General features: G+C 62.1%; 25 protein-coding genes. 10 read left to right on the plus strand and 15 right to left on the minus strand.

Annotation, left to right across the window (positions count from 1 at the left end):
- Positions 1 to 27: 27 nt before the first annotated feature.
- From BLR25_RS14655 to BLR25_RS14670, 5 genes are all read right to left on the minus strand, one after another.
- Positions 28 to 780: a sulfite exporter TauE/SafE family protein gene (locus tag BLR25_RS14655; RefSeq protein ID WP_091938633.1), complete on the minus strand. Its 753-nt coding sequence runs from the start codon at positions 778 to 780 to the stop codon at positions 28 to 30.
- Positions 781 to 826: 46 nt separating this feature from the next.
- Positions 827 to 1,258, minus strand: coding sequence for a bacteriohemerythrin (locus BLR25_RS14660; RefSeq protein WP_091938634.1), 432 nt, complete (start codon positions 1,256 to 1,258; stop codon positions 827 to 829).
- A gap of 279 nt (positions 1,259 to 1,537) precedes the next feature.
- Positions 1,538 to 2,209 (minus strand): GntR family transcriptional regulator, encoded by a 672-nt coding sequence (locus BLR25_RS14665; RefSeq protein WP_091938635.1) that lies wholly within the window; start codon positions 2,207 to 2,209, stop codon positions 1,538 to 1,540.
- A gap of 41 nt (positions 2,210 to 2,250) precedes the next feature.
- A complete protein-coding gene (locus BLR25_RS21330) occupies positions 2,251 to 2,421 on the minus strand; it encodes a hypothetical protein (protein WP_176785914.1) in 171 nt (56 codons plus the stop codon).
- 328 nt (positions 2,422 to 2,749) lie between these two features.
- On the minus strand, positions 2,750 to 3,985 hold the full coding sequence (locus BLR25_RS14670; RefSeq protein ID WP_091938636.1) for a glycosyltransferase family 4 protein: 1,236 nt from the start codon (positions 3,983 to 3,985) through the stop codon (positions 2,750 to 2,752).
- Positions 3,986 to 4,276: 291 nt separating this feature from the next.
- On the opposite strand from BLR25_RS14670, the gene BLR25_RS14675 reads away from it, so the two are divergent.
- Positions 4,277 to 5,011 (plus strand): TerC family protein, encoded by a 735-nt coding sequence (locus tag BLR25_RS14675; RefSeq protein WP_218122760.1) that lies wholly within the window; start codon positions 4,277 to 4,279, stop codon positions 5,009 to 5,011.
- Positions 5,012 to 5,024: 13 nt separating this feature from the next.
- Here BLR25_RS14675 and BLR25_RS14680 read toward each other — a convergent pair whose 3' ends face one another.
- A complete protein-coding gene (locus tag BLR25_RS14680) occupies positions 5,025 to 5,819 on the minus strand; it encodes a sulfite exporter TauE/SafE family protein (RefSeq protein ID WP_091938638.1) in 795 nt (264 codons plus the stop codon).
- Between the two features lie 175 nt (positions 5,820 to 5,994).
- Between BLR25_RS14680 and BLR25_RS14685 the strand changes: the two genes are divergently transcribed.
- The 5 genes from BLR25_RS14685 (at position 5,995) to BLR25_RS14705 (ending at position 9,499) form a co-directional block, all read left to right on the plus strand.
- A complete protein-coding gene (locus BLR25_RS14685; protein ID WP_143009875.1) occupies positions 5,995 to 6,249 on the plus strand; it encodes a hypothetical protein in 255 nt (84 codons plus the stop codon).
- Positions 6,250 to 6,283: 34 nt separating this feature from the next.
- Positions 6,284 to 6,727, plus strand: a complete 444-nt coding sequence (locus BLR25_RS14690; protein ID WP_091938640.1) for a DUF192 domain-containing protein — start codon at positions 6,284 to 6,286, stop codon at positions 6,725 to 6,727.
- A 3-nt stretch (positions 6,728 to 6,730) separates the two neighbouring features.
- On the plus strand, positions 6,731 to 7,333 hold the full coding sequence (locus tag BLR25_RS14695) for a chorismate--pyruvate lyase family protein (RefSeq protein WP_091938641.1): 603 nt from the start codon (positions 6,731 to 6,733) through the stop codon (positions 7,331 to 7,333).
- A 269-nt stretch (positions 7,334 to 7,602) separates the two neighbouring features.
- A complete protein-coding gene (locus BLR25_RS14700) occupies positions 7,603 to 9,039 on the plus strand; it encodes a DEAD/DEAH box helicase (RefSeq protein WP_091938642.1) in 1,437 nt (478 codons plus the stop codon).
- Between the two features lie 208 nt (positions 9,040 to 9,247).
- Positions 9,248 to 9,499: a hypothetical protein gene (locus BLR25_RS14705; RefSeq protein ID WP_245715573.1), complete on the plus strand. Its 252-nt coding sequence runs from the start codon at positions 9,248 to 9,250 to the stop codon at positions 9,497 to 9,499.
- Positions 9,500 to 9,609: 110 nt separating this feature from the next.
- Here BLR25_RS14705 and BLR25_RS14710 read toward each other — a convergent pair whose 3' ends face one another.
- The 3 genes from BLR25_RS14710 to dapA are packed head-to-tail and all read right to left on the minus strand — an operon-like array spanning position 9,610 to position 12,441.
- Positions 9,610 to 10,377 carry an MBL fold metallo-hydrolase gene (locus tag BLR25_RS14710; RefSeq protein ID WP_091938643.1) on the minus strand — a complete coding sequence of 256 codons (768 nt, stop codon included), beginning with the start codon at positions 10,375 to 10,377 and terminating at the stop codon, positions 9,610 to 9,612.
- A 12-nt stretch (positions 10,378 to 10,389) separates the two neighbouring features.
- Positions 10,390 to 11,520 (minus strand): outer membrane protein assembly factor BamC, encoded by a 1,131-nt coding sequence (gene bamC / locus BLR25_RS14715; protein ID WP_091938644.1) that lies wholly within the window; start codon positions 11,518 to 11,520, stop codon positions 10,390 to 10,392.
- Positions 11,521 to 11,553: 33 nt separating this feature from the next.
- Positions 11,554 to 12,441, minus strand: a complete 888-nt coding sequence (gene dapA / locus BLR25_RS14720) for a 4-hydroxy-tetrahydrodipicolinate synthase (protein ID WP_091938645.1) — start codon at positions 12,439 to 12,441, stop codon at positions 11,554 to 11,556.
- A gap of 296 nt (positions 12,442 to 12,737) precedes the next feature.
- Between dapA and mltB the strand changes: the two genes are divergently transcribed.
- Positions 12,738 to 13,766 (plus strand): lytic murein transglycosylase B, encoded by a 1,029-nt coding sequence (gene mltB, locus BLR25_RS14725; RefSeq protein ID WP_091938646.1) that lies wholly within the window; start codon positions 12,738 to 12,740, stop codon positions 13,764 to 13,766.
- Positions 13,767 to 13,806: 40 nt separating this feature from the next.
- Here the strand turns inward: mltB and BLR25_RS14730 are convergent, their stop codons facing one another.
- Together BLR25_RS14730 and BLR25_RS21335 are read right to left on the minus strand one after the other, a co-directional pair.
- Positions 13,807 to 15,090, minus strand: a complete 1,284-nt coding sequence (locus tag BLR25_RS14730) for a caspase family protein (protein ID WP_143009876.1) — start codon at positions 15,088 to 15,090, stop codon at positions 13,807 to 13,809.
- On the minus strand, positions 15,087 to 16,196 hold the full coding sequence (locus tag BLR25_RS21335; RefSeq protein WP_176785915.1) for an alpha/beta hydrolase: 1,110 nt from the start codon (positions 16,194 to 16,196) through the stop codon (positions 15,087 to 15,089). Before BLR25_RS21335 ends, BLR25_RS14730 begins: the two co-directional genes overlap by 4 nt.
- On the opposite strand from BLR25_RS21335, the gene BLR25_RS14740 reads away from it, so the two are divergent.
- Positions 16,140 to 18,068: a tetratricopeptide repeat protein gene (locus BLR25_RS14740; protein ID WP_176785916.1), complete on the plus strand. Its 1,929-nt coding sequence runs from the start codon at positions 16,140 to 16,142 to the stop codon at positions 18,066 to 18,068. The two genes, BLR25_RS21335 and BLR25_RS14740, sit on opposite strands and share 57 nt — an antisense overlap.
- On the opposite strand, the gene BLR25_RS14745 is transcribed toward BLR25_RS14740, so the two are convergent.
- On the minus strand, positions 18,050 to 18,772 hold the full coding sequence (locus tag BLR25_RS14745; RefSeq protein ID WP_143009878.1) for a hypothetical protein: 723 nt from the start codon (positions 18,770 to 18,772) through the stop codon (positions 18,050 to 18,052). The genes BLR25_RS14740 and BLR25_RS14745 overlap by 19 nt on opposite strands.
- A 73-nt stretch (positions 18,773 to 18,845) precedes the next feature.
- Entirely contained in the window at positions 18,846 to 19,703 is an 858-nt protein-coding gene (locus tag BLR25_RS14750) for an autotransporter domain-containing protein (RefSeq protein ID WP_176785917.1), read from the minus strand.
- Between BLR25_RS14750 and BLR25_RS21340 the strand changes: the two genes are divergently transcribed.
- Complete coding sequence (locus tag BLR25_RS21340) at positions 19,681 to 19,899, plus strand: hypothetical protein (protein ID WP_091938652.1); 219 nt, start codon at positions 19,681 to 19,683, stop codon at positions 19,897 to 19,899. The genes BLR25_RS14750 and BLR25_RS21340 overlap by 23 nt on opposite strands.
- 52 nt (positions 19,900 to 19,951) lie before the next feature.
- Here BLR25_RS21340 and BLR25_RS14760 read toward each other — a convergent pair whose 3' ends face one another.
- Both BLR25_RS14760 and BLR25_RS14765 read right to left on the minus strand, forming a co-directional pair.
- Entirely contained in the window at positions 19,952 to 20,650 is a 699-nt protein-coding gene (locus BLR25_RS14760) for a FecR family protein (RefSeq protein WP_143009880.1), read from the minus strand.
- A 173-nt stretch (positions 20,651 to 20,823) separates the two neighbouring features.
- Positions 20,824 to 21,510 (minus strand): GntR family transcriptional regulator, encoded by a 687-nt coding sequence (locus BLR25_RS14765; protein WP_091938654.1) that lies wholly within the window; start codon positions 21,508 to 21,510, stop codon positions 20,824 to 20,826.
- 180 nt (positions 21,511 to 21,690) lie between these two features.
- Here BLR25_RS14765 and BLR25_RS14770 point away from each other — a divergent pair, with 180 nt between their 5' ends.
- Complete coding sequence (locus tag BLR25_RS14770; protein ID WP_091938655.1) at positions 21,691 to 22,869, plus strand: CaiB/BaiF CoA transferase family protein; 1,179 nt, start codon at positions 21,691 to 21,693, stop codon at positions 22,867 to 22,869.
- Positions 22,870 to 22,943 lie beyond the last annotated feature (74 nt).

The raw sequence follows: 22,943 nt of genomic DNA on the forward strand, positions 1-22,943 counted from the left end.
CACTGCGCGCCGCATCGGGCCGGAGGGTCAGAATCCCTGCCGAAGCAGCGAGACCGCGCCAAGCATCACGACCGCCTCCATGATCCAGGCATGAAGACCGGCAGGAATGCGCCGAAGCAGCCAGCGCGCAACGAAGGCGCCCGGCGCAGTGCAAACGCCGACCACGAGTCCGATCGAGACCTGCGACGCGGACAGCGCCGCCAGGCTGCCGAACAAGGCCACCTTGGCGACGCCCATGATGAAGGAGATCAGGGCGTCGGTGGCGATCAGCGCGCTGCCGGCAAGATCCGCCGCCATCAGGAAGGAGATCAGCAGGATGCCCGCGCCTGACATCCCGCCGTTGACGAAACCGAAGCCGCCACCGGCGACCACCTGCAGCGCCGGCGAAAAGCGGAGATTCGCCGCACGCAGCGCGCGCCTGAGCGGGACGCTGGCGAGCAGGAAGACGCCAAGCCCGAGCGCGATCGCGTCGCTGCTCAGCAGCGTGTATCCGTATGCACCGGCGACGCAACCAGGCAGGCCGAGCCACAGCATGCGCCGCAGATGCGTCCATTCGATATCCCGCCAGAAAGCGAAAACACGGCCGCCGTTGTTGAAGAGCATGGCGACCGCCATCACCGGGACGACGGCGCCGACGCCGACCAAGGGCGCCAGGAAAGCCGGCAGGACAAGCCCGGTGCCGAAGCCCGACAGTCCGCCCAGCACGGAAGCGAGAAAAGCGACGAGACAAGCCAGCGCCAAGGGCGCCAGGTCCGGCAAAATCGTCATGACGTCGGCCATGAGGCCGATTCAGCCGCCGCAGCCGGTCGCGGACGCCGACACGGCGTCAGTCCAAGGCGCCGGCGAAATCGCCAATCCGGCGGTCGAGTTCGAGAATATGGTCGGTCAACCAACGCCTGAGATAGGTCAGCAAGGCCGGCGTTTCGACCCTCTCGCCGGCCGCCAGTCGCCGGGCGACGTCGGCGACGTCGCGGGCAAAAGCGCGATGCTCGCTGATATGTTCGGCATAGGCAACGCCATGCGCACGATCGTAGCCGTACTCAACGGCATAACGCTCTTCGGTCTCGAAATGGTAATCGGCATAACTGAGCAACCCGTTCACGATCTCCGACACTTCGGCCGCCGACGGATCGCCGTTCAACCGGTGATGAGCCTCGTTGATCATCTTGACCAGCACACGATGCTGATCGTCGATGAGCGGAATACCGAGTTCGAAATCGGTACGCCAGACATACGGCCGCACGCTGTCACTGTCCATAATCGCTCTCGCTAGAATTCAGGCACACACCACCGGTCCATCCCGATCCGGCCCACCCCGACAGGCGCGACGACGGGCCTTCGGCCGATCGATCGCATCACGGGTTCAACACCGGGGGAAATGACGAGGCACTATATCCCAGGCGGAAACCGGGGCGCAAGTCGGCGATCAACGACACGCAAGGGCGCGGCGCGAAGTGCTTTCAGCGCCCGGAAATCGCAATCAAGCGCTGGTTACACGGGGGTTTGCACACAATGCAGCAACCGCCCTTGCAAACCGCTAAGCATCGACCAGCGTCGCCAGAAGATCGGCAAAATGCTCGCCCTGGATGACCACGTGCCGATGAATGATGTCGGCGGCCGCATCGCCGTCGCCGCACGCCAGTGCACGCAAAATACCGGCGTGCTCATCGTACGAGCGGCGCACGCGCCCGCGCAGACGCAACTGCAGGCGGCGATAGGCGCCGAGCCGACGACTGATCGATATCGCGCTCTCGAAAAGGAAGCGGTTGTGGCTCGCACTGTAGATCGCCCGGTGAAAGCGCTCGTTTTCTGCGTAATACGCGTCGATATCGCCATGCTCCAGGGCCCGCTCGCAGGCGGCAAGCGCCGCTTCGATCTGATGCAGATCGTTCTGGGTATGACGCCGCGCTGCCAGGCGCACGCTCATCGCTTCAAGCTCGGCCATGACTTCGAACATCTCGTACAAGCGCTTGGGCGAAGCCTCGGCAACCACCGCGCCGCGCCGCGGGCGAAGTTCGACAAGACCCAGCGTCGACAGATGAATCAGGGCTTCGCGAACCGGCGTACGAGATACCGAGAACTCGGCAGCGAGTTCCGTTTCATCCAATCGCATACCAGGAGAATAGGCGCCGGTAATGATCCGCTCTTCAAGCGCTTCCAACAGCTTGTGCGACACCTTTGACGACGACTTTTCAACGGCCATATCCATAAACGACTCACCTGCCACTCAGCGCCTGATGCGGCGCTCCATCACCAGACGTCAGCACACCCATGGAAGATCGACATGAGCCCTTCCGACAGCTTGGCAGCGGACGTGCTCTTCTCGTCGCTGTCGGCCGTCGCATCTTCCCCAAACGCATCGGTTGCCAACTCAGGGATCGCGCACAATGCTGCCAAAACAAAACTTTCCTGAATACCCATCGATGCCTCCGGGAGTTGAACGATGATCGAAAAGGAAAACTGCCAGCAGATGCGTTGAAGACGTCCATGACGCTAGACGAATGGCATGCTAGCACATGTAAATACAATAATTTTTTGCAAATAAATACGTCAATTCATGAGAATACGACTTTTGTCATAACGCGACATGACTTAAGTCGTAGATCGACCGAGCGCAATCCAAGGGCTGCCCGAGGCACGAAAGCGGACGACAAAAAAACAACAAAAGTCGCGCCAACATGAACGTTAGCGAAAACACCGGATCCGGCCAGGCCACCGGATCGTCAACAGGACGTTCACCAGTCTCGCGCTATTTCGCCATGGCCTCGGCGATCAGGCGCATCTGCGCCGGCATGCAGATCCGATTGAGATCGTAGCGTTCGACGACGGTGCGGCGCGCGTTCTCACGCAGGGTGGTGAACGCCCCCGGGTCGTCCAGGGCCGCGAGCACCCGCCCGGCGATGTCGTCGTAATTGAAAAAGTCCACGAGCAGACCGTTTTCGCCGTCTTCAATGACTTCCTCGACCGGCGGCGTCCGCGAACCGACGACGAGACAACCCGCTGCCATCGCTTCGAGCATCGACCAGGACAAAACGAAGGGATAGGTCAGATAGACGTGGACGGCAGAAACCTGAAGGATGCCCAAGAACGTCGGATAAGGCACTTTGCCGAGAAAATGCACGCGCGTCGTGTCGATCGCCCCGCCCAATTCTTCCAGCATTTTTTTCCGATAGTTCGTGCCTGACGGAAGCCGGCTGCCGTAACTGACGTCGTCGCCGCCGACGACCAATACCCGGGCCGCCGGACGCCGCCGAAGGATTTCGGGCAGCGCACGCATGAAACTCGGAAAACCGCGATAAGGCTCAAGATTACGGGCGACATAGGTCACGATCTCGTCGCCCTGATGGATGGAAATGCCCTGCCCGGCCGGACCGATCGGCAGAGTCAGCGAGACGCCCGGATCCGGCCGGACGAGATCCGTATCGATCCCGTCATGAACGACGCGGAGCATCGGCCTGAACCGTTCGGGATAGCGGGTAAATTGCCACTGGGTCGGGCAGAGTCCGAGATCGCAGGCTTCCAGCCCGAGCAGATTGCCGATGTTCTTGGTACGGATGCGCGGTCCCGTATCGAACGACACAGGTTCGGGCGGATCGAATCCGACATCGGCGCCGTGCGCATGATAGAAGAACTCGAAAAAACCGATCAGCGGCGCTATCGGAAAAACTTCCTTCAGGTACCAGATTTCGCCCCAACCGTTGTGGCCAAGCATGACATCGGGAACAAACCCGGACTTCCGGAGCTCGAGCGCGGCACGCGCAACCGCCTGGGCATTGAGCACACCAGCCTCGACACCGCGCAGGTAATGGTGCGCATTTCTGGCCGGCGGCCGCGGCGGCTGATACAAGACTCTCCCGACCCCCTTCACCACCGTGTCAGAGCGCTGCGTCAGCGCAACAACGCGATGCCCGCCTTCTGCGACCAGGCGCCTCGCCAGATGTACATACTGTCCCGGAAAATTCTGATGCACAAAAAGAAAATTCATCCCCCCCCCAATGCCACCCATTTTCTTTTTCCGCTCACAAGGTGCCGATAATTAAAGTCCGGCCTCCTCCCGACATACGCCTCAAGGCAATCCGCCGGAATTTATAGACAACATGAAGACGAACGCTAGACGAGAAGATCTTTCCGGCATAGGAAATATTCCACACACGGCACAAAACATTGTCATCGTTTCCCGACGACCCGGCACCGTCGGGGAACGAATGCAATCACCAAGCGGTCTGGATTCGATTGACCGACGAAATCGCCGAACCCGGCAAAGGAATCAGACATCATGGAAATACCGATATCCCTGCTCGACCCGGCGGCCTGGATCGCTTTTCTCACCTTGACCGCGCTCGAACTCGTCCTCGGCATCGACAATGTCATCTTCATTTCGATACTCGTCGATCGACTGCCTGCGGAAAAGCGCGAGAAAATCCGCCGCATCGGACTGTTTTTCGCGATGATCATGCGCATCGCCCTGCTTCTGGTGCTGTCCTGGATCGTCGGCGCCACCGCCAGCCTGTTCTCGCTGTTCGGCCAGGATTTCTCGCCGCGCGACCTGATTCTCCTCGGCGGCGGCGTCTTCCTGCTATGGAAGAGCACGCAGGAGATCCATCACCTCGTCATTGGCGACGAAGAGAGCCATACGGCCAACCGGGCGCCGGTGACGACCGCCGCAGTGCTCGTCCAGATCATGATGGTGGACCTCGTCTTCTCGCTCGATTCGATCATCACCGCGGTCGGTCTCGCCGACCAGATCGCCGTGATGGTTGCCGCCGTCATCGTCTCGGTATTGCTGATGATGCTGTTCGCCCGCGCCATCGGCGACTTCGTCTCGGCCAACCCGACGATCAAGATGCTGGCCCTTTCCTTCCTGATGCTGGTCGGCGTCGCCCTCGTCGCCGACGGTTTCAGCTTCCATGTACCGAAGGGCTATATCTACTTCGCGATGGCGTTTTCGCTGGGCGTGGAAATGCTCAACCTGCGCATGCGCAAACGGCGCCAACGCGCCCCACGCGCTTAGGCTGTGTTCTCGGTTAAGCGAACGCGGCCTTCGCCATCATTTGTGCTGCCGCCACCAGCAGCAGCAGGGCGAAGCCGCGCTGGATCGCCGCATCGGACAGTCGGGACGACAGCGAGCGACCGAGGAGCATGCCGGCGGCCGTGGCGGCGACGAAGACCGACGTGGCGCCGAGCGGCAGCGTGTCGCCGCGCGACAAGACCGACGCGACGCTGCCCGAACTGACCAGCGCGATCACCAGCAGCGAGGTCGCCACGGCGCCGTGCATCGTCACGTCGGTAAAACGGCGCAGCGCCGGCACGATGAAGAACCCGCCGCCGACGCCAAGCAAGCCGCTGAGGAAACCGGCGCAAACGCCAACCCCGGCGAAGAGCCCGCCGCTCGTCCAGTTCCAGCGAAATCGCCCGGTCGCCGGGTCGATGTTCGCCAGTTTCCGCCCGGTCGCCGGGGCGCCGCCGGACAAGGCCTGACGGATCAGGCGCGCAGCGACGATCAGCAGCACCACCGAGAAAAACCACTGCAGCCAGCGCTGTGGCAAGGCATGCGCCGCGGCGACGCCGAGCGGCGTCATCGGCAGCCCGCACAGGACCATGACGAAGGCCGCCCGATAGCGCACCAGTCCGCGCCGAAAGCCTTCGTAGGCGCCGAGCGCGGCGCCGGTCGCCACGGCGAACAGCGCCACCGGCGCCGCCTGCTGCATCGTCCAACCCATGCCGTTGACCAGCGCCGGCACGGCAAGCACACCGCCGCCGGCACCCGCCAGCCCCATGACCAGCCCGGTCAACGCGCCCAGTATCAGCAAGATGTTCATCAAGATCCTCGTCCGCGTTCCTCGGGCAATCGCTCACTCAACCCGACGCCCTGCGCGAAAGGCGCCTATGATCCGGCGGAATCGGCGCCGATGCAACCGACCGACACGCCATCGCCCGGCTGGACTACAATGCTGCGCTGACCTGAAACACGACTCGCATGCCATGCAGACGCCCATGATTTCGATCCTTGCCCATTCGGCCAGCCCGCTTGTACGGACCGTCCTTGCCCTGATGACCCTGGCCATGAGCCAATCGGTTACCGCATTGCCCAAGGCGGCCGAAAATGAAAATGCGCCGGTCACGTTCACCGCCGAAGCCCCGCGCCCGAAACCCGCGAACCAAGCGAAAAAACCCCCGGCGGGCAAACCCGCGGCCAGCGCCAAGAACCATCCGCAGAGTGCGGCGAAAAAGCCCCGTGCGCACAAGTAGGCCGGTCCACTACAGAATTCCGGAGAGCCCCATCATGCCCCACCCCTCGACCCTGCTTGGCAGCTTCCTGCTGCTGGCCGCCCCCGCCGTCCTGGCTCAGCAATTTCCGGTCATGGAACTGCGCGCCGGCTTCCATCGCATTGAAGCCGAGGTCGCCGCCAACCAAGCCAATCGAATGCAGGGACTGATGCACCGCCGCAGCCTCGGCGCCAATCAGGGCATGCTCTTCGTCTTCGCGTTCAAGGATCGCCACTGCATGTGGATGCGCAACACGCTCATCCCGCTGTCGGTCGCCTTCCTCGATGACGACGGCAAAATCCTCAACATCGAGGAAATGAAGCCGCAAACCGAGAACAACCACTGCGCCGCCGCGCCCGCCCGCTTCGCACTCGAAATGAACAAGGCCTGGTTCGCCAGCAAGGGCCTCGCGCCCGGCATCCGCATCGGCGGCATCGACGCCGCGCCAGCACCGCAATAATCCGTGGCGGCACCTTCCCGCAAGCCATGGCGACGTCACTGGCCCGGCCCGCGTCGCCCCGCCGCGTTCCGGCAGTGGCTGCTTGACGACGGCTCGCTGACGGCGCGCTTGCAGCGCCGCGGCAAGTTTTCCTTGCGCGTCGTGGCACAAGGGCTCGCGACGCCCACAGCCGACGAAGCCGCGCTGTTCGGGCTTGGCCCGACGCAGCAGGCCCGGATTCGCGAAGTGGTGCTGAGCGTCGATGGCACGCCGCTGGTCTTCGCCCACACGGTACTGCCGACGCAACCACGCGGGCCGCTCACACGCTGGATCGCCCGACTCGGGAACCGCTCGCTCGGCAGCATGCTGTTCCGGCATCCCGGCTTTTCCCGCACGCCGCTGCTCTGCCAACCGATCGACCGGCGGGGCAACCTGCATCGACGTGCCGTCGAAGCACTCGGCATCGCCCCCGACACAACACTCTGGGCGCGGCGCTCGAGCTTCGCTTTCGCCACGCAACGTCTGTTGGTCACCGAAATCTTCTCGCCGGCGCTGTGGTCGGCGCTTGCCGCCGAGGCGGTTACGAAAACGCCACAAAGAGTTCGGACGCCGGAGAGCGGCGCCTGATATAATGCGCCGCTTCGTTCGGGGGCTGCTGCTGCCGTTCGAACCGCGCTTCGCGAACCGTTCGCATCCCAAAAGCCCTCCTGCCTCCTGGCGTCGTTGGTAGACGCCGCACTGGCACAAAGCTTTACTGTGCCGAAAAGTCCCGAATTCTTCCGCCCCGGCGGAGTCGTTCATCGCTGTTTCGTTGGTTGGCGTTGCATTTCCAGGTGTCCGCACGTGCGAACACCGCTTGATGGCGCTCGCGCGCCGTCGCCCAATGAAAGAATCAGATGACATTTGCAGAACTCGGACTTCATGACGCTATCCTTCAAGCACTGACAGCCTCCGGCTACACCGAGCCGACGCCGGTCCAGGCGCAATCCATCCCGGCCGCGATGGCCGGACACGACTTGCTGGTTACCTCGCAGACCGGCTCGGGCAAGACCGCCGCCTTCATGCTGCCGGCACTGCACGCGTTGGCCAACCGCCCGCGTCCGCCCAAGGAAGCGCGCACCCCCAACCAGGAACGCCAGTCGGCGCGCGCCCGCAACGCCCGCCCCCGCTTCCAGGCGGCAACGCCGAAAATGCTGGTGCTGACGCCGACGCGCGAACTGGCGCTGCAAGTCACCACCGCCGCCGATAAGTATGCCGGCCCGCTGCGTTTCCTCAAGGCCGTGGCAATCCTCGGCGGCATGCCCTACCCGAAACAGATGGAACTGCTCTCGCGCAATCCGGCCATCCTCGTCGCCACGCCGGGCCGCCTGATCGACCATATGCAATCGGGCAAGATCGACTTTTCCCAGCTTGAAATCCTCGTCCTCGACGAAGCCGACCGGATGCTCGACATGGGCTTCATCGACGACATCGAAACGATCGTCGCCGCCACGCCGGCAACGCGCCAGACCATGCTCTTCTCGGCGACGCTGGACGGCACCGTCGGCCAGATGGCCCGCCGCGTCACGCGCGATCCGCAGACCATTGAAATCGCCGCGGTGCACAGCCGTCACGAAAATATCGAACAGCGCCTGCACTTCGTCGACGATCTCGCCCACAAGGATCGCCTGCTCGACCACCTGCTGCGCGATGCCGACATCGACCAGGCCGTCGTCTTTACCGCCACCAAGCGCGACGCCGACACGCTGGCCGACCGTCTCAACCTCGCCGGTTTCAATGCAGCACCGCTGCACGGCGACATGCACCAGGGCGCGCGCAATCGCACGCTCAACGCGCTGCGCCGCGGCCAGGTGCGCATTCTCGTCGCCACCGACGTGGCGGCGCGCGGCATCGACGTGCCGAACATCACCCACGTCTTCAACTACGACCTGCCGAAGTTCGCCGAAGACTACGTGCACCGCATCGGCCGCACCGGCCGTGCCGGGCGCAACGGACTGGCGATCTCGCTGGTCAACCACCGCGAACAGATCAACGTCCGCAAAATTGAGCGCTTTACGCGCCAGGCCATCCCGATCGAGGTCGTCCCCGGCCACGAACCGGTCCGGCAACCGGCCGCAGCAAAGCCCCGGCCGAAGAATCGCCCCGGCTTCAAGGCCGGTACCCGCAGCGACGCGAAGCCCTTCCGCCATGGCAAGGACGCACGCGGCGCCGAGCGCGGCAAGAGCAGCCCGCAGGGCAAGCCGGCCGCCGGAAAGTTCGACGCCGCCAAGCGCCAGGGGCGGCCTGCCAATGGCGCATCGGCGCCGCGCCAGCGTTCCTACGCCGACCGCTAAATAACCTCCAAGCCCGGATACGCGGCAACCGCTGCGCATCCGGCGCATCAACGCGACCGGCCGCACGTTGTTACACAAAGCATACAGAACTCTTCAATTTCTCCTTATGAGACGCAATTTCGCTTTATGGCGCTCGGGTATAATGGCCCTTGGTTAAATGTGGTAACCAACCGGCAGTCAAGGTGCTGCCGAAACGCCCGAATTATTGATGAACAAGGATCAGAAAATGAAAAACTCGCTTCTCGTTGCTGCCATGATCGCTGTTGCCCTGTCCGCCTGTGGCAAGAAGGAAACCCCGGCTCCGGCCCCCGCCCCGGCCGTTGAAGCCCCGGCCGCTCCGGCTGCTGCTCCGGCTGCCCCGGCTGCTGATGCCAAGCCCGCCGAAGCCGCTCCGGCTGCTGCCGCCCCGGCTGCTGATGCCAAGCCGGCTGAAGCCGCTCCGGCCGAAGCCAAGAAGTAATTCAGCTTTACAGCAACAAAAAAGCCGGCCCAGTGCCGGCTTTTTTGTTGCCTGCCCGCCGCCCTGTCAGCGGCAACAGCGACGAGACGGACCGTCCAGACGGACCGCCATCATCCCAACTGGCGCCAGCCGACGCCATTCTCCTGCGAGGCGACCGCCACCCAGTCCGGCGCGCATCCCAATACCGCCGCCAAGGCCTGGCAGGCAAGCTCGGGACGATTGTTCTCCTCGCTCAAATGCGCAGCAACCACATGCTGCAATCGACGCTGATCGACCTGCGCGAGCAAGCCTGCCGCCTGCGTGTTGTCAAGATGCCCGAAATTGCCGGCAATGCGACGCTTCAACATCGCAGGATAGGACGAAGCGCGCAGCAGATCCGGATCATGATTGCATTCAAGCACCAGGGCGTTGCAGCCGCCGAGCACTTCGGCCACATGCGGGGTGATGCGCCCACAATCGGTCAGCACGCCAAGACGCGCGGCACCGTCTGAAAACACGAACTGAACGGGCTCCCGGGCGTCATGCGGCACCGGATACGGCAGGATCTCGAAATCACCCAGTGCGAATGCTGCATGACTGTCGATCACCCGAAACGCCGGCGCGGCCGCAGGCAATTCGCCAAGCGCGGCAAGCGTACCGTGCGTCAGGACAACCGGAATCCCGAAACGCGCGGCAAAGCGGACAACACCCGAGACATGGTCGCTGTGCTCGTGCGTCACCAGCAAGGCATCGATTGACTCAACATCCAAGCCGACGCGACCGAGCCGCTCAAGCATCGAGCGGCCGGAAAATCCGCAATCAACAAGCACCCGCGTCTTCCCGGAATCGACAACCAGAGCATTACCCCGGCTGCCACTTCCGAGCGAAGCAAAACGCATCACCTCAGCGCATCACTTCAGCTGCTCGTGGAGCAGCGTGAGAATCTTCCTGGCCGTATCGTTCTGCGCAATGCCGCCTTCATTGGAAAGCACCTGAACCGTCGTCTGCGTACCGCCATCCTTCACATACACGCGGAAACGCTCCTGCGGCGGCGGGGTCGAGGGTTTCCAGAACGCCAGCTTCGACAGCACTCCATCCTTCTTATTCTGGCTTTCCGACTCCGGATCGACGTAGCGGACGAAGAACAAGCCCTTCGAGCGGTCACGATCCTCGACGGTGAAGCCAACTCGGTCGAGCGCCAGACCGACGCGGCGCCAAGCGCGATCGAAGGCCTCCTGCACCTCAAGTGTGCCGGAACCATCGTTGCTACGCGTCAGACGCGCCCGATCGACGCCGCGATCCTTCGTCGCCGCGATTTCCGCATCCGCCCGCTTCTGGTCGGTACCAAACCGGACCATCAGGCGACGCAGCATCTCGGCCTCAAGCTCAGGATCAGCCTGACGCGGCTGCCAGCGCGTTTCTGCTTTACTCTCAGTGGTATACACTTCGACCATGCCACGATGACTGATATAGATCTCGGTTGTTCCCGGCTCGGCGCCCGGCTCAAGCCGCGTACGGAACATGTCGCGCTCGGAGGTTGAATACAACGAATCAAGGACCTTGCCAAGCATGTTGCGGAGGAAGTCCTGACCGATCTTGGCGCGATTCTCCGCCCAGTCGGTTTCTATGACACCAGCTTCGGGCATTTCGAGCTTGATCAGGAAACCGGTTTCCTGCCAGAACTCCTTGATCTGATCCCACAGTTTATCCGGTGCGCTGGCCACCACCAGCCAGCGCTGTGTTCCCGCACGTTCGATCCGGGCCTTGTCGACCTTCGGCAGCACAGCACTGTTCTCCGTACCACGCGCCTGGGTGTTGCGATCATTGGCGTATTCCGAGAACGTCGCCGATCCGCGCAACGGTACCGAATAACGATCATCACGCGACGGTGTCGTCAAATCCGGCGGGATTTCGAGCGTCGGCACCTTGACCGACGAAGACGACTTGTAATCGATCTTTTTTGACTCAAGACTGATCGTGCCGCAACCCGCCAACACGACGGAAACAGCACACAGAGAAATGCGCAGGGATGCAAATTTCATCGATATTCCTGAATAACCCGGAGATCAGAACAGTTAGGCCAACAGTCCCGCCTGACGCAAGGCCGCGCGAACACGGTCATGGCACTCGGGCGACAATGGGCTGAGTGGCAGACGGATGCCGCCTTCCTGCATCATGCCCAATTGCTGGCACGCCCACTTCACCGGAATCGGGTTAGCCTCGCAGAAGAGCTGGCGGTTGAGGCCGAGCATCCGGAAATAGAGGGCCCGCGCCGTCGCAAGATCGCCGGCGAGCGCCGCCGCGCACATCTCGTGCATCATGCGCGGAGCAACGTTGGCCACCACCGAAATATTGCCCTTGCCACCCATCAGCATCAGCGAGCAGGCGGTCGCGTCATCACCGCTGTAGACCGAAAAACCTTCGGGCGCGCGCGCAATCAGTTCGCAACCGCGATCGATATTGCCGGTCGCGTCCTTGATGCCGACGATGTTCGGGATTTGCGCCAGCCGCAGCGTCGTCTCGTTCGACAGGTCGGCCACCGTGCGCCCGGGCACGTTGTAGAGGATGACCGGAATATCGACGGCTTCGGCAATCGTCTTGAAATGGCGATAGAGCCCTTCCTGCGTCGGCTTGTTGTAGTAAGGAACGACCGACAGCGTCGCGTCGGCACCGACGACCTTGGCATATTCCGCCATCTCGATCGCTTCGGACGTCGAATTGGCGCCGGTTCCGGCGATCACCGGAATACGCCCGGCGGTCTGCTCGACGACGACCTTGATCAGTTCGTGATGTTCATCGACATCCACGGTCGGTGACTCGCCCGTCGTTCCCACGACGACGATGGCATCGGTCCCTTCCTGCACGTGAAAATCGACCAATTTGCGCAAGCCGGGCAAATCAAGACTTCCGTCCTCATGCATCGGCGTAATGAGCGCAACAATAGATCCCGTAATAGTAGTCATGGCATGGCACCTGGAGATTGAAGGGAGAATTCTAACCGAAGGCAGGCAAAGCGGGGGCGCTTCTGATTCAAGCGATGATCATGGCCTATCGAGAGCATCCCCTCGGCATGAAAACGCAAGTGCGGCGTTCTCGCTGACAGAATTCACAAAAAAGCCAAGGATCGGCCACATTCAACCACGTCAACCGCTGCCGACGCGCCCGGCTCGGGTAAAATCGGGAGCAAGGCGCGTCAATCCGGGCAAAAGCCCGGCACCGCACCGCCCCCCATCCCAAAACATTCCCGGAGCCTTGCAACTTGAGCCTTCCATCCGGTCGCATCATTCTTGCCAGCCTGTTGGTCCTGCTGTGCCCACTTTCCATCGCCGCAGAGAAAACAAAATCGCCGCCCTTCAGCGCGCAGCCGCAAGTGCGTGAATTCATCGCGGAAATGCGCGACCAGCACGGTTTCGACAGCACCACACTGACACGACAATTCAGCGCCATCCGCAGCAACGCCAGCGTTCTCAAGGCCATCCGTCCCGCCGCAGCGCCGGAACAACAGCGTTCCTGGCCGCGTTACCGCGACCGCTTCGTCAATGAGCGCCGAATCCAGCGCGGCCTTCAGTTCTGGCAGGAAAACCAGGCCGAAATCGCCCGCGCCGAAGTGCTGTATGGCGTCCCCGGCGCAATCATCGCCGCGATCATCGGCGTCGAGACCGAATACGGCCGCAACATGGGCAAATTCAGGATTCTCGAAGCCCTGGCGACGCTGGCGTTCGACTATCCGGCGCGCGCCCCCTTCTTCCGCAACGAACTGGAGCAATTCCTCCTGCTTGCCCGCGAAAACGCCACGGACCCACTCAGCTACCAGGGGTCCTATGCCGGCGCCATGGGGATTCCGCAGTTCATGCCAAGCAGCCAGCGCCGCTACGCCGTGGATTTCGACGGTGACGCCCGGATCGACCTGAGCCGCAGCCCAACCGATGCGATCGGCAGCGTTGCCCGCTTCCTCCAATTGCATGGATGGACGCCGAATGCGCCGATCGCCCTGCCGGCAACCATTTCCGGCGATCCACAAACCTGGATCGCCGCCGGCATCAAACCCTCGGTTCCTTTGCGCACCTTGCTTGATCAAGGCATCGCCGTGCCTCCTTCAGGGGAAGGCATGGACGAACAGCCGGCGGCACTGATCGACCTCGTCGCCCCCGACCAACCGACGGAGTACTGGATCGGCTTCAACAATTTCTACGTCATCACCCGGTACAACCGTTCAAGTTTCTACGCCATGGCGGTTTTCCAGCTCGCCGAGGCCTTACGCGAAAATCGGGCGGAAGGGGCGAACTAAGCTTCTCGCCGGAAGATTTTTCGTCGCCGGCGACGCCGCCCTAGCGCAGCTGAAAGAGATATTCCCCGCCGTCAGCATGGCCGGCCGACAGGACGGCGCCATATTGCGGCTCTTGCGAGTAGTCTTTGGTGACGGTACCGCGCACGAGACGCCAGACTTCGTGGCCGGCGGTCGTCGTGCCGATCTCGTTGAGCGTCTTGATAAGACTCCAGGCGAAAATCGAATGCCCTTCCTTGCCTTCGTCCGAGACGGGTTCGTCGCCGCCCGACGAAAAGACAAGGACCGAGCGCCGCCGCAGCACTTCGTCCGGTTGCAGCGCGCCTTTGCCCGTAATTTTCTGCTCGCGCGTCAGCGATCCGGAAAAGCAACTGTCCGATATCAAGATCAGTTGACGGGCTGGAATGGCCGTCAAGAGCTTGGAAATGTCCTTATTGGAAATCCAGTTGGCGGCGGTTTTTACCGACCCGTCGATTGGAATCCAGAACCCCATGTTGATGTCTTCCATCAAGTACCCGTGGCCGGCGTAAAACAGCAAGACGCTGTCTTCGGGCCGCGCCTCCCCGGCGATGCCATTGACGCTTTCGATGATGCCCGCCTTGGAGGCATTCTTGACCACGCGCACATCATAGCCAAAGCGCGCGCGCAAGGCCGAGGCGATGTCCTCGACGTCGGCAATCGGCGTCTCCAGCCCCGGGATCGGCGGCTTATAGTCGTTGTTACCAAAGAGCAATGCGATACGACGGGGAGGCGTCGGCACAACCGGCTGCGCCGACTTTGCCACGACCGGCGCCGGCGTCTCGGCGACAGGAGCCTGCGCGACAGGAGCCTGCGCGACGGGAGCCTGTGCGACGGGAGCCTGTGCGACGGGAGCCTGTGCGACAGGAGCCTGCGCGACAGGAGTCTGTGCGACAGGAGCCTGTGCGACAGGAGCCTGCGCGACAGGAGTCTGTGCGACAGGAGCCTGTGCGACAGGAGCCTGAACGACAGGAGCCTGAACGACAGGAGCCTGTGCGACGGGAGACTGAACGACGGGAACTTGTGCCATCGCGACCGGTGGCGCGGCGTCCGGCCGCGCCAGACACAGGGCGTCCTTCGGCGACTGCCCCGCTTGACACTCGGGGACATCGGCGGCGGCCGGGTTTTTGCGCAGTTCGTCCAAGGCCTCTCGGTAAAGAAGCGTTCGCGCCTGATGACGCTGCATCTGGACCGCCTGGAATTGGGCGACGCCGGGCAACCCGCCGACAAAGGCAGGTGGTCGGAACTGCGCACCGGCTTCGCCTGCGAACAGCACGAACACTAAGCATGCAAGGTGTTTGGCAGTCATGGCGACTCCTTAAGAATGATGAGCCAGTCATCGATCCAGCAACACTCATGATCATAGCCCTTAACCACGTGCATCGTTCCCCCTTTCTGTTCGGCAAAGGGCTGAACGACCGACGGCGGAACGATATCGTCGCGACCGCCGACCCAGTAGGAGGCAGCCTGAAGCCGGCCGGCTTGCCGCACCGGATCGAGGGCGCCGGGCAGCGACGTCAGGCCTTGGCGTTGGATCCAGGCATCCAGTGACAGCGGCGAAGCCAAGGCGATCAACGATCGTACGTCGGCGCGGCGCATGGCCAGGATGGCGGCAATGTTGCCACCCCCCGAATACCCCACCAGACGCAGCGCTCGCGCCGAAAACCGCTTTTTCAGTTCGCTGATGGCCAGATCGTAGGCATCGATGACGTCGGGATCGAAGCGTTTGTCGACCCAATACTCAGCCGAGCAGCGTGCCAAGGCCGCAGCATCAAGGTACTGGCAGGGACGCCCGAGATACGCGACGGCAGGGGATGGGTCGATCGCGGCAAGGGCGAGAGCGAGCGGCCGCCGAGGCGTCGGATCGCGCGGCGGATGATAGGGCGAGGACCAGGCGGCACCGTCACCTTCGATATAGACGGTCAGCACCGCGTCGTCCGTCTCCTTGACGACACCACCGGCAAGCGGCGCCGGACGGCGCAGAAAGGCGGTCAGTTCGAACGCCCCGGAATGCAGGATGCTTTGACGAAAGCCTCGGGCTTCCGACCACGCACGAGCGGATTCGCGCGTGCCGCCGAAATTGAGCGGCGACGCACAGGCGGCGAGCAGGCCCACCATGACGATTGCCGCCGCAAGACGCGTGAAGGAAGCCGCGGCTCTCATCACCACCCACCACGAAGCTTGCCCGATGCATGCCAGGCAAGGAGAATACGGGGACGGCAAATCGCTTCGATGGTAAACATGGGCAAGAAAAACAAACAGGCCGGGGCGGGCCGGGATCAAGCCCATCATAGCAGGCAGCGGCAGGCGACGGACGCCTTCGCCTTGCAGCAGGCAGTTCGCTGTCATGAAGCAGGCTTGTTCGACGAAGCCGAGCGACGCTACCAGCAGATTCTGCTGACGCAGCCCCAGCATCCGCAGGCCCTGTTGCTGCTCGGCTTCCTGTATCTGGGTGCAAGGCGGTATGCCCCGGCGGCGGACGCGACGCGTCGTGCTGTCGCCGCGAATCCGCAACATCCGGTTGCGCATTGCAATCTTGGCATGGCATTGCTCGGAACCGGGCGGAGCGACCAGGCGATCGGCAGCTTCGAACGCGCCATCGCCTTGAAGCCGGATTACGTCGAGGCCTGCAACAATCTCGGCCTCGCCCGCCAGAATCTCGGTGATTACGCCGACTCCGTAATCTGCTTCGATCGCGCCATCGCCTGGGCGCCGCAACTCGACGCAGCCTGGAGCAATCGCGGCATCTCCCTGCAAAAGCAGGGGCGCCATGAAGAAGCCGTCGCCAGCTTCGATCGGGCTTTGGCGATCAATCCCATCAATGGCGTGGCCTGCAACAACCGGGGCATCTCACTGCTGGCGCTCGGCCGATACGAGGCGGCACTGAGTGATTTTCGCCAGGCGATCGAACTGGACGCGGCCTATGCCGAAGCGTTCAGCAATTGCGGCCTGGCGCTGCAGACGCTCGAACGCAACGAGGAAGCGGTGGCAAGTTTCGACCGTGCCCTGGCGCTGAACCCCGACAACAGCCAGGCCTATAGCCATCGCGGCATGTCGCTCCTCAGACTCGGGCGCCTGGAAGACGCGGTCGACAGTCTCAACCGAGCACTCGGCGCGGCACCGGCGTCGGTCGATGTGCTGAACAACCGCGGCATCGTTTTCCAGCATCTTGGGCGCCTCGACGAGGCGCTGGCGTGTTTCCACCAGGCGCTGTCGCTCGATCCGCGCCGAAGCAAGACGCTGAACAACCTCGGCAACGTCCGCCGCGACATGAACGAGGGCGAGGCGGCGCTGGACTGCTACGCGCAAGCGCTGGCCAATGACGACGGCGACACGACGGTCCATCTCAATGCGGCGCTTTGCCATCTCCTGCTCGGCGATTTCAAGCGCGGCTGGCCGGCCTTCGAATGGCGCTGGAAGACCGAAAAATACCGGGCGGCGCGGCGCGAATTTGCCGCACCGCTCTGGCTCGGCGCCGAAGACCTGACGGGACGAACGATTCTCCTGCACGCCGAACAGGGATTCGGCGACACGATCCAGTTCTGCCGCTACGCACGGTGCGTCGCCGAACGGGGCGCGACGGTCCTGCTCGAGGTGCAAGCGCCGCTGAAATCGCTGATGGCCACGCTGGACGGCGTCAGCCAGGTCCTGGCCAAAGGCGAGACGCTGCCGGAATTTGACTATCACTGTCCGTTGATGAGCCTGCCCCTGGCGTTCGCCACCGAGTTGTCGACAATTCCGGCCAGTGGCCACTACTTGTCGAGCGACCCGGGACAACAGGCCCAATGGCATGAGCGCTTACCCGCCACGGGGAAAGAGCCAAGGATCGGGATCGCCTGGTCGGGCAACCCGGGGTTCGCCAACGACCGGAATCGCTCGATTCCGCTGGCGAATTTCGCCCGTTTGTTTTCCACGCAGGCCCAGTTCGTCAGTCTGCAACCGAGCTTGCGGCCGGGCGAACGGGAAATATTCGAGGCCAACGACAAGGCGGTGCATTGCGGCGATCTTCTGCGCGATTTTTCCGACACTGCGGCACTGATCGATACCATGGACCTGGTGATCGCCGTCGATACTGCGGTCGCTCATCTTGCCGGTGCGCTCGGCAAGCCGGTGTGGGTGCTGTTACCGTACAACAACGATTGGCGTTGGCAGCTCGGGCGTGAGGACAGCCCGTGGTACCCGTCGGCACGGCTCTTCCGGCAAACACGGCCGGGCGAATGGGACGAAACGCTGGCGCGGACAGCAGCAGCGCTGTCCGCAAACGCGACTCAGAACCAGATCGGATAGGGCGTCGACTGATCCCAGGTACCGTCGGGCGCCGGAGGCGGATAGACGTGCGTGCCGAAACCGATCACGTTTTGCCCTTCCTTGGAAAAAACATAGACCTCCGTCGGCACCTTGGTGATATTGCAGAAGACATGGTGCAAGGACTGGAAGCTCGATCCCGTCGGATTTTGCGCCAGATCGTCATTGCGCTCGCAACGGAAACGCCCGTTTTCGTCCGGCCCGACGAGGGCATCGAGGACCAGGCGGGAGGTCGCCATGTAGAACTGCGTCACGCGTTGGGCGCGCCGTTCACGCCGCGACGCCTGGCGGTTTTCGACGCCGAGGAAACGATCGCCGGCGGTATCCAATACCACATCGTAGTCGCGAAAATCTGAAACGGCATACCCGTGGCGAGCGATCAACCGATGCGCCCGCTGCTCGAATGCAGCACGATCGGCATCGGCAAGAGCATAACGGAAGCGCAAACTGCGGTGGATCGCTGCACGCCCCTCCTGCTTCGGACGTTTGAAGTCCTCGGCAATGACGTCGATGTCGCAATCGCCCGATTCGTCGATTGGTGACCCGTAACGCGAGAACCAGAACCACTCGAGGACGCCGGCAAAATCCTCGGTCAGCGGTCGCAACACGCGCCCCAGCAACGTCTCGGCCCAGTCTTCTTCCGGCTCCGTGCCCGGTACGAATATGCGCGTCTGGCGAATCGCCATGAAGCGTGCTCCCGTCATGAAAAGAAAAGGGCCGCGCATCGGCGCAGCCCTGAAGTCCTGAACGATCTGGCGATCAGAAACGATAATTGATGTTCGCCATGACGGTGTCGCGCTTGGAATGGCTCCGTCCCATTTCCGTGTTGAAGACGATGCCACCGGTCAGGTTGTTCTTGGTCGAGATCAGATTGACCCCGAACGTCGCCAACCAAGCTGTCTTGCCAAGGTCGGCCGTCGGATCGGTACCGCCGCCGAGATTGGACACCGAGCGGCTGTCGCTGACATAGGACGCACCGGCAAAGGGCATGAGCCCATTCATCCAGTAACCGACTTGGGCGCCAACACGCAATTGGTTGATCTTGTTCGTCGTGGCGGTGTTCGCATTCGTCGTCCCGGCAGTCTTGGTATCGCCGTACTTTTCCTCGCCGTGCAGGTAGCTCAACTTGCCGGAATATTGCAGGTCGCCGGCCCAGCGCACATAGTTCAGGTTGGTACCGTAAAAGAAGCGGGTCGAATCGCTGGTAACGCTGTTCGCGGAATCGAGCGTCCCTTTACCCCATCCGGCAATGGCGTCCAGCGAGAATTCCTTGTTGATCAGCCAACTCGCATAGGGCGCGAGGGTGTAGCCGCCAGCGGTATAGTTGCTGTTGGTTCCCCGATCGCCGGTGCCGCGGTCAAAGGCAGCGGACACGCCGGCGCTGATCGTCTGCGTCAGGGCGTAGTCGGCACCGAAGGTAGCCGTCGTCGCCTTGGCGTTGAAGCGGTTAGCACCCGACGAGTACTTGTTGCTGTCATCGGAAATATTGCCCCAGACATTGACCTTGTTACCCATGGCCCCTGCCGCCATGCCGTAGCTCTGGCCGTTGCCCGCCACCGCGATCGGACCGCCGCTGGAGAAAACACGGGCGCTGATGGCGTTCGAAATCGTCAACATCTGGCTGATCGTCGTGGTCGTGATCAACTGCGTCGCCGCTGCACTGTTCGCCGGTTCGCTGCTGCTAGAACTCGATAACGACGCAGATTGCGCCGCGGCCATTTCACTTAGCGTAACGATCACCAATCCTGCTGTGGCAATGATGTATGGTTTCCTGTTCCGAATCGTCATGACGCCCCTCCGATATGAATATTGAATAATGCCTGCCGCATAAAAAAATGCCGCCGAGTTTGTAACAGTTTGTAAGACTACAGCCGTTTACCGCTATCTTTCAAGTTCTTTAGCGCTTTCTGATAGAGCGCAACAACGATTTGCGCCTCCTGATCGCCGCGGCGTGTGTCGCGCAATTCGCTCAGCAGTTGCTCAACGCGATCGATTTCGCGCATCTCGAACAGGGCTGAAAGTAAGTACAACTCGGGATTCAGATCGCCGCGTACGGCCTCCATGCGCATGCGACGATAGGTCTCCTCGACCTTTTCAAGCGAGTTTCCCATCGCCAGGCTGCGCTGGCGCACGAACTTCAGGTCGGACGGCGTTCGCGCAATCTGCCTGACAACGGCAACCGCGAGCATGGTCGTTTCCGGCGCCGGAAGCCCGCTACCCAGCCCCTGGGCCTCGCGAATATCGATTTTCCCGTTACCGCGCCAGGTTTCCTGACGCCCGCTGGCAAGGAACAGAAGCCGGACGAGCGCGCCACCCTGGAGGCGTAGCGACTCGTCGGACTTGATCCGGGCAAAGGGTTGCAACGGTGCCACGCCCTGCGCTGTGACGAGGTCGACGCTGCCATGAATCGCCGTGACGATTGCCGCAGTGCTTGCCTCCTGTGCTTGGTTCTGTGCCCGAACCGGTAGCACGGCGGAGAAAAACAGGGCGCAGACCCACACGATGACTTGGCGCATACGGGGCCATCCGAAGCCCAAGTGAAAGGACCATGACAACGAATTCATCGGCGGATCTCCGAAATACCGGGACAACACCCCGTCGCTGATTGCGACGACGCTGTCGGCGCGGGGTCGTCCGACACGCAATGACCCAGTTCTTTTCGTTATGGATCAGACATCCCGCCTGGTCAAGCAAATTCACGCGGCCGGCGGCACGCCAAGGCACGCGGCGCCAGACCTCAGTCCTTGTATTTTGGGACTTCCAGACGCGATAAGGAGGCGATCAGGTCGGAAAAAATCTCGCCCTGAATGATTACATGCGCGTGTACCCGCTGCGCCGCCAGATCGCTGTCGCCGGCGGCAATCGCCTCGATAATGCCGCGATGCTCGTCACGCGAACTCCTCAGCCGTCCGCGACTGCGCAGTTGCAAGCGGCGATACGCACCGAGGCGGCGGTGCATTGCCGACGTTTCCTCGCACAGAAAGCTGTTGTGGCTCGCCTGATAGATCGCCATGTGGAAGCGTTCGTTTTCGTGATAGTAGGCGTCCACATCCCCGGCTTCGTAGGCTTTCTCGCAGGCCGCCTGGGCCGTCTGAATCTGCCGCAGGTCCGTTTCCGTGTGGCGCCGTGCCGCCAGCCTGACGCTCATTGCCTCAAGTCCGGCCATCACTTCAAACATCTCGTAAAGCCGCTTGGGTGACGCCTCGGCAACGATGGCACCGCGGCGCGGCCGGATATCGACGAGACCGGCCGACGCCAGTTGAATCAATGCCTCGCGCACCGGCGTGCGCGACACCGAAAACTCGGTCGCCAGTTCGGTTTCATCCAGCCGCAATCCTGGGCGGTACTGACCGGTAACGATCCGCTCCTCGAGTTTTTCTTTCAACAACTCCGAAATTTTCGACTGGTTTTTGTTCGTGCGCATGGCTTGAATATACCGCTGGGCGAGAGATTTTTGTCAATGACGCTTGACTTTGTATTCAACAATAAAATAAATTGTATACAACAAATCATTACACGTACACATTTGTTCGAATCCGCATCCCCGAAGTCGAATGCGCTGTCGACAGACCGCTTCGATTTCATTCACTCAAGAGGAAAGAAGATGAAAGCACTGGAAGGACTCAAGGTTCTCGATCTCACCCGCGTTCTCGCGGGCCCGTACTGCGCGATGATGCTGGCCGATTTTGGCGCCAACGTGATCAAGATCGAACCGCCCGGCGTCGGCGACGACTCGCGCGCCTTCGGCCCCTTCGTCGGCAAGGAAAGCGCCTACTTCATGAGCCTGAACCGGAACAAGCGCTCGATCACGCTGAATTTCAAGCGCGCCGAGGAAGTCGAACTGTTCCGCGAAATGGTCAAGCAGGCCGACGTCGTGCTGGAAAACTATCGTCCTGGCACCATGGAGAAGTTCGGTCTCGGCTATGACGAGCTCAAGAAGATCAATCCCAAGATCATCTACGCGGCCTGCTCGGGCTTTGGCCACAGCGGTCCCTACATGCTCAAGCCGGCCTATGACATCATCGTTCAGGCGATGGGCGGCATCATGAGCATCACCGGCCCCGAAGGCGGCGAACCGACCCGCGTCGGCGCCTCGGTCGGCGACATCATCGCCGGCATGTTCACGGCCTACGGCGTCATGGTCGCCCTGTTCCACCGCCAGCGCACCGGCGAAGGCCAGAAGGTCGATGTCGGCATGCTCGACTGCCAGCTCGCCGTTCTCGAGAACGCGATCTCCCGTTACACCACCTCGGGCGTCGTTCCCGGGCCGCTCGGCAATCGCCATCCCTCGATCACCCCGTTCGCCTCATTCACCGCCAAGGATGGCCACATCATCGTCGGCGCCGGCAACGACCGGCTCTGGGAAAAGCTCTGCAACATCCTCGGCTGCCCGGAACTCATCAAGGACCCGCGCTTCGACAACAACGGCAACCGTACGACGCACGCCGTCGAACTGCAGCAGATTCTCAACAACATCTTCTCGGCAAAGACCATCGCCGAATGGCTCGAACTGCTCGAGAAGGCCGAGTTGCCGTGCGCTCCGATCAACACCGTCGACAAGATCATCAATGACCCGCATATCAAGGCACGCGAGATGATGGTCGAACTCGAGCACCCGGTCGCCGGACACCTCAAGATGGCCGGCGTTCCGGTCAAGATGTCGGCCACGCCGGGCGCCGTCGAAACCGCGGCACCGATGCTCGGGCAACACACTGCCGAAATTCTGAAGGAACTCTTCGGCTGGGACGAAGCCAAGACACGGCAATTCTTCGAGCGCAGCTAAGGCGCATGTGAGCGAACGCCTCCTTTGCTATTGGCCAAGGAGGCGTTTTTTCGCCGCGAGAAATACTTGCACGA

The sequence above is a fragment of the Propionivibrio dicarboxylicus genome (genome assembly GCF_900099695.1).
GTDB classification, from domain to species: Bacteria; Pseudomonadota; Gammaproteobacteria; order Burkholderiales; family Rhodocyclaceae; genus Propionivibrio; species Propionivibrio dicarboxylicus.

What these genes read in the sequence shown, in the direction of transcription:
- BLR25_RS14655 (WP_091938633.1), bottom strand. Translation starts at nt 780, where the DNA reads ATGGCCGACGTCATGACGATTTTGCCGGACCTGGCGCCCTTGGCGCTG.
- BLR25_RS14660 (WP_091938634.1), bottom strand. Translation starts at nt 1,258, where the DNA reads ATGGACAGTGACAGCGTGCGGCCGTATGTCTGGCGTACCGATTTCGAA.
- BLR25_RS14665 (WP_091938635.1), bottom strand. Translation starts at nt 2,209, where the DNA reads ATGGATATGGCCGTTGAAAAGTCGTCGTCAAAGGTGTCGCACAAGCTG.
- BLR25_RS21330 (WP_176785914.1), bottom strand. Translation starts at nt 2,421, where the DNA reads ATGGGTATTCAGGAAAGTTTTGTTTTGGCAGCATTGTGCGCGATCCCT.
- BLR25_RS14670 (WP_091938636.1), bottom strand. Translation starts at nt 3,985, where the DNA reads ATGAATTTTCTTTTTGTGCATCAGAATTTTCCGGGACAGTATGTACAT.
- BLR25_RS14675 (WP_218122760.1), top strand. Translation starts at nt 4,277, where the DNA reads ATGGAAATACCGATATCCCTGCTCGACCCGGCGGCCTGGATCGCTTTT.
- BLR25_RS14680 (WP_091938638.1), bottom strand. Translation starts at nt 5,819, where the DNA reads ATGAACATCTTGCTGATACTGGGCGCGTTGACCGGGCTGGTCATGGGG.
- BLR25_RS14685 (WP_143009875.1), top strand. Translation starts at nt 5,995, where the DNA reads ATGATTTCGATCCTTGCCCATTCGGCCAGCCCGCTTGTACGGACCGTC.
- BLR25_RS14690 (WP_091938640.1), top strand. Translation starts at nt 6,284, where the DNA reads ATGCCCCACCCCTCGACCCTGCTTGGCAGCTTCCTGCTGCTGGCCGCC.
- BLR25_RS14700 (WP_091938642.1), top strand. Translation starts at nt 7,603, where the DNA reads ATGACATTTGCAGAACTCGGACTTCATGACGCTATCCTTCAAGCACTG.
- BLR25_RS14705 (WP_245715573.1), top strand. Translation starts at nt 9,248, where the DNA reads ATGAACAAGGATCAGAAAATGAAAAACTCGCTTCTCGTTGCTGCCATG.
- BLR25_RS14710 (WP_091938643.1), bottom strand. Translation starts at nt 10,377, where the DNA reads ATGCGTTTTGCTTCGCTCGGAAGTGGCAGCCGGGGTAATGCTCTGGTT.
- bamC (WP_091938644.1), bottom strand. Translation starts at nt 11,520, where the DNA reads ATGAAATTTGCATCCCTGCGCATTTCTCTGTGTGCTGTTTCCGTCGTG.
- dapA (WP_091938645.1), bottom strand. Translation starts at nt 12,441, where the DNA reads ATGACTACTATTACGGGATCTATTGTTGCGCTCATTACGCCGATGCAT.
- BLR25_RS14730 (WP_143009876.1), bottom strand. Translation starts at nt 15,090, where the DNA reads ATGACTGCCAAACACCTTGCATGCTTAGTGTTCGTGCTGTTCGCAGGC.
- BLR25_RS21335 (WP_176785915.1), bottom strand. Translation starts at nt 16,196, where the DNA reads ATGCTGGGGCTGCGTCAGCAGAATCTGCTGGTAGCGTCGCTCGGCTTC.
- BLR25_RS14745 (WP_143009878.1), bottom strand. Translation starts at nt 18,772, where the DNA reads ATGGCGATTCGCCAGACGCGCATATTCGTACCGGGCACGGAGCCGGAA.
- BLR25_RS21340 (WP_091938652.1), top strand. Translation starts at nt 19,681, where the DNA reads ATGGCGTTCGAAATCGTCAACATCTGGCTGATCGTCGTGGTCGTGATC.
- BLR25_RS14750 (WP_176785917.1), bottom strand. Translation starts at nt 19,703, where the DNA reads ATGTTGACGATTTCGAACGCCATCAGCGCCCGTGTTTTCTCCAGCGGC.
- BLR25_RS14760 (WP_143009880.1), bottom strand. Translation starts at nt 20,650, where the DNA reads ATGAATTCGTTGTCATGGTCCTTTCACTTGGGCTTCGGATGGCCCCGT.
- BLR25_RS14765 (WP_091938654.1), bottom strand. Translation starts at nt 21,510, where the DNA reads ATGCGCACGAACAAAAACCAGTCGAAAATTTCGGAGTTGTTGAAAGAA.
- BLR25_RS14770 (WP_091938655.1), top strand. Translation starts at nt 21,691, where the DNA reads ATGAAAGCACTGGAAGGACTCAAGGTTCTCGATCTCACCCGCGTTCTC.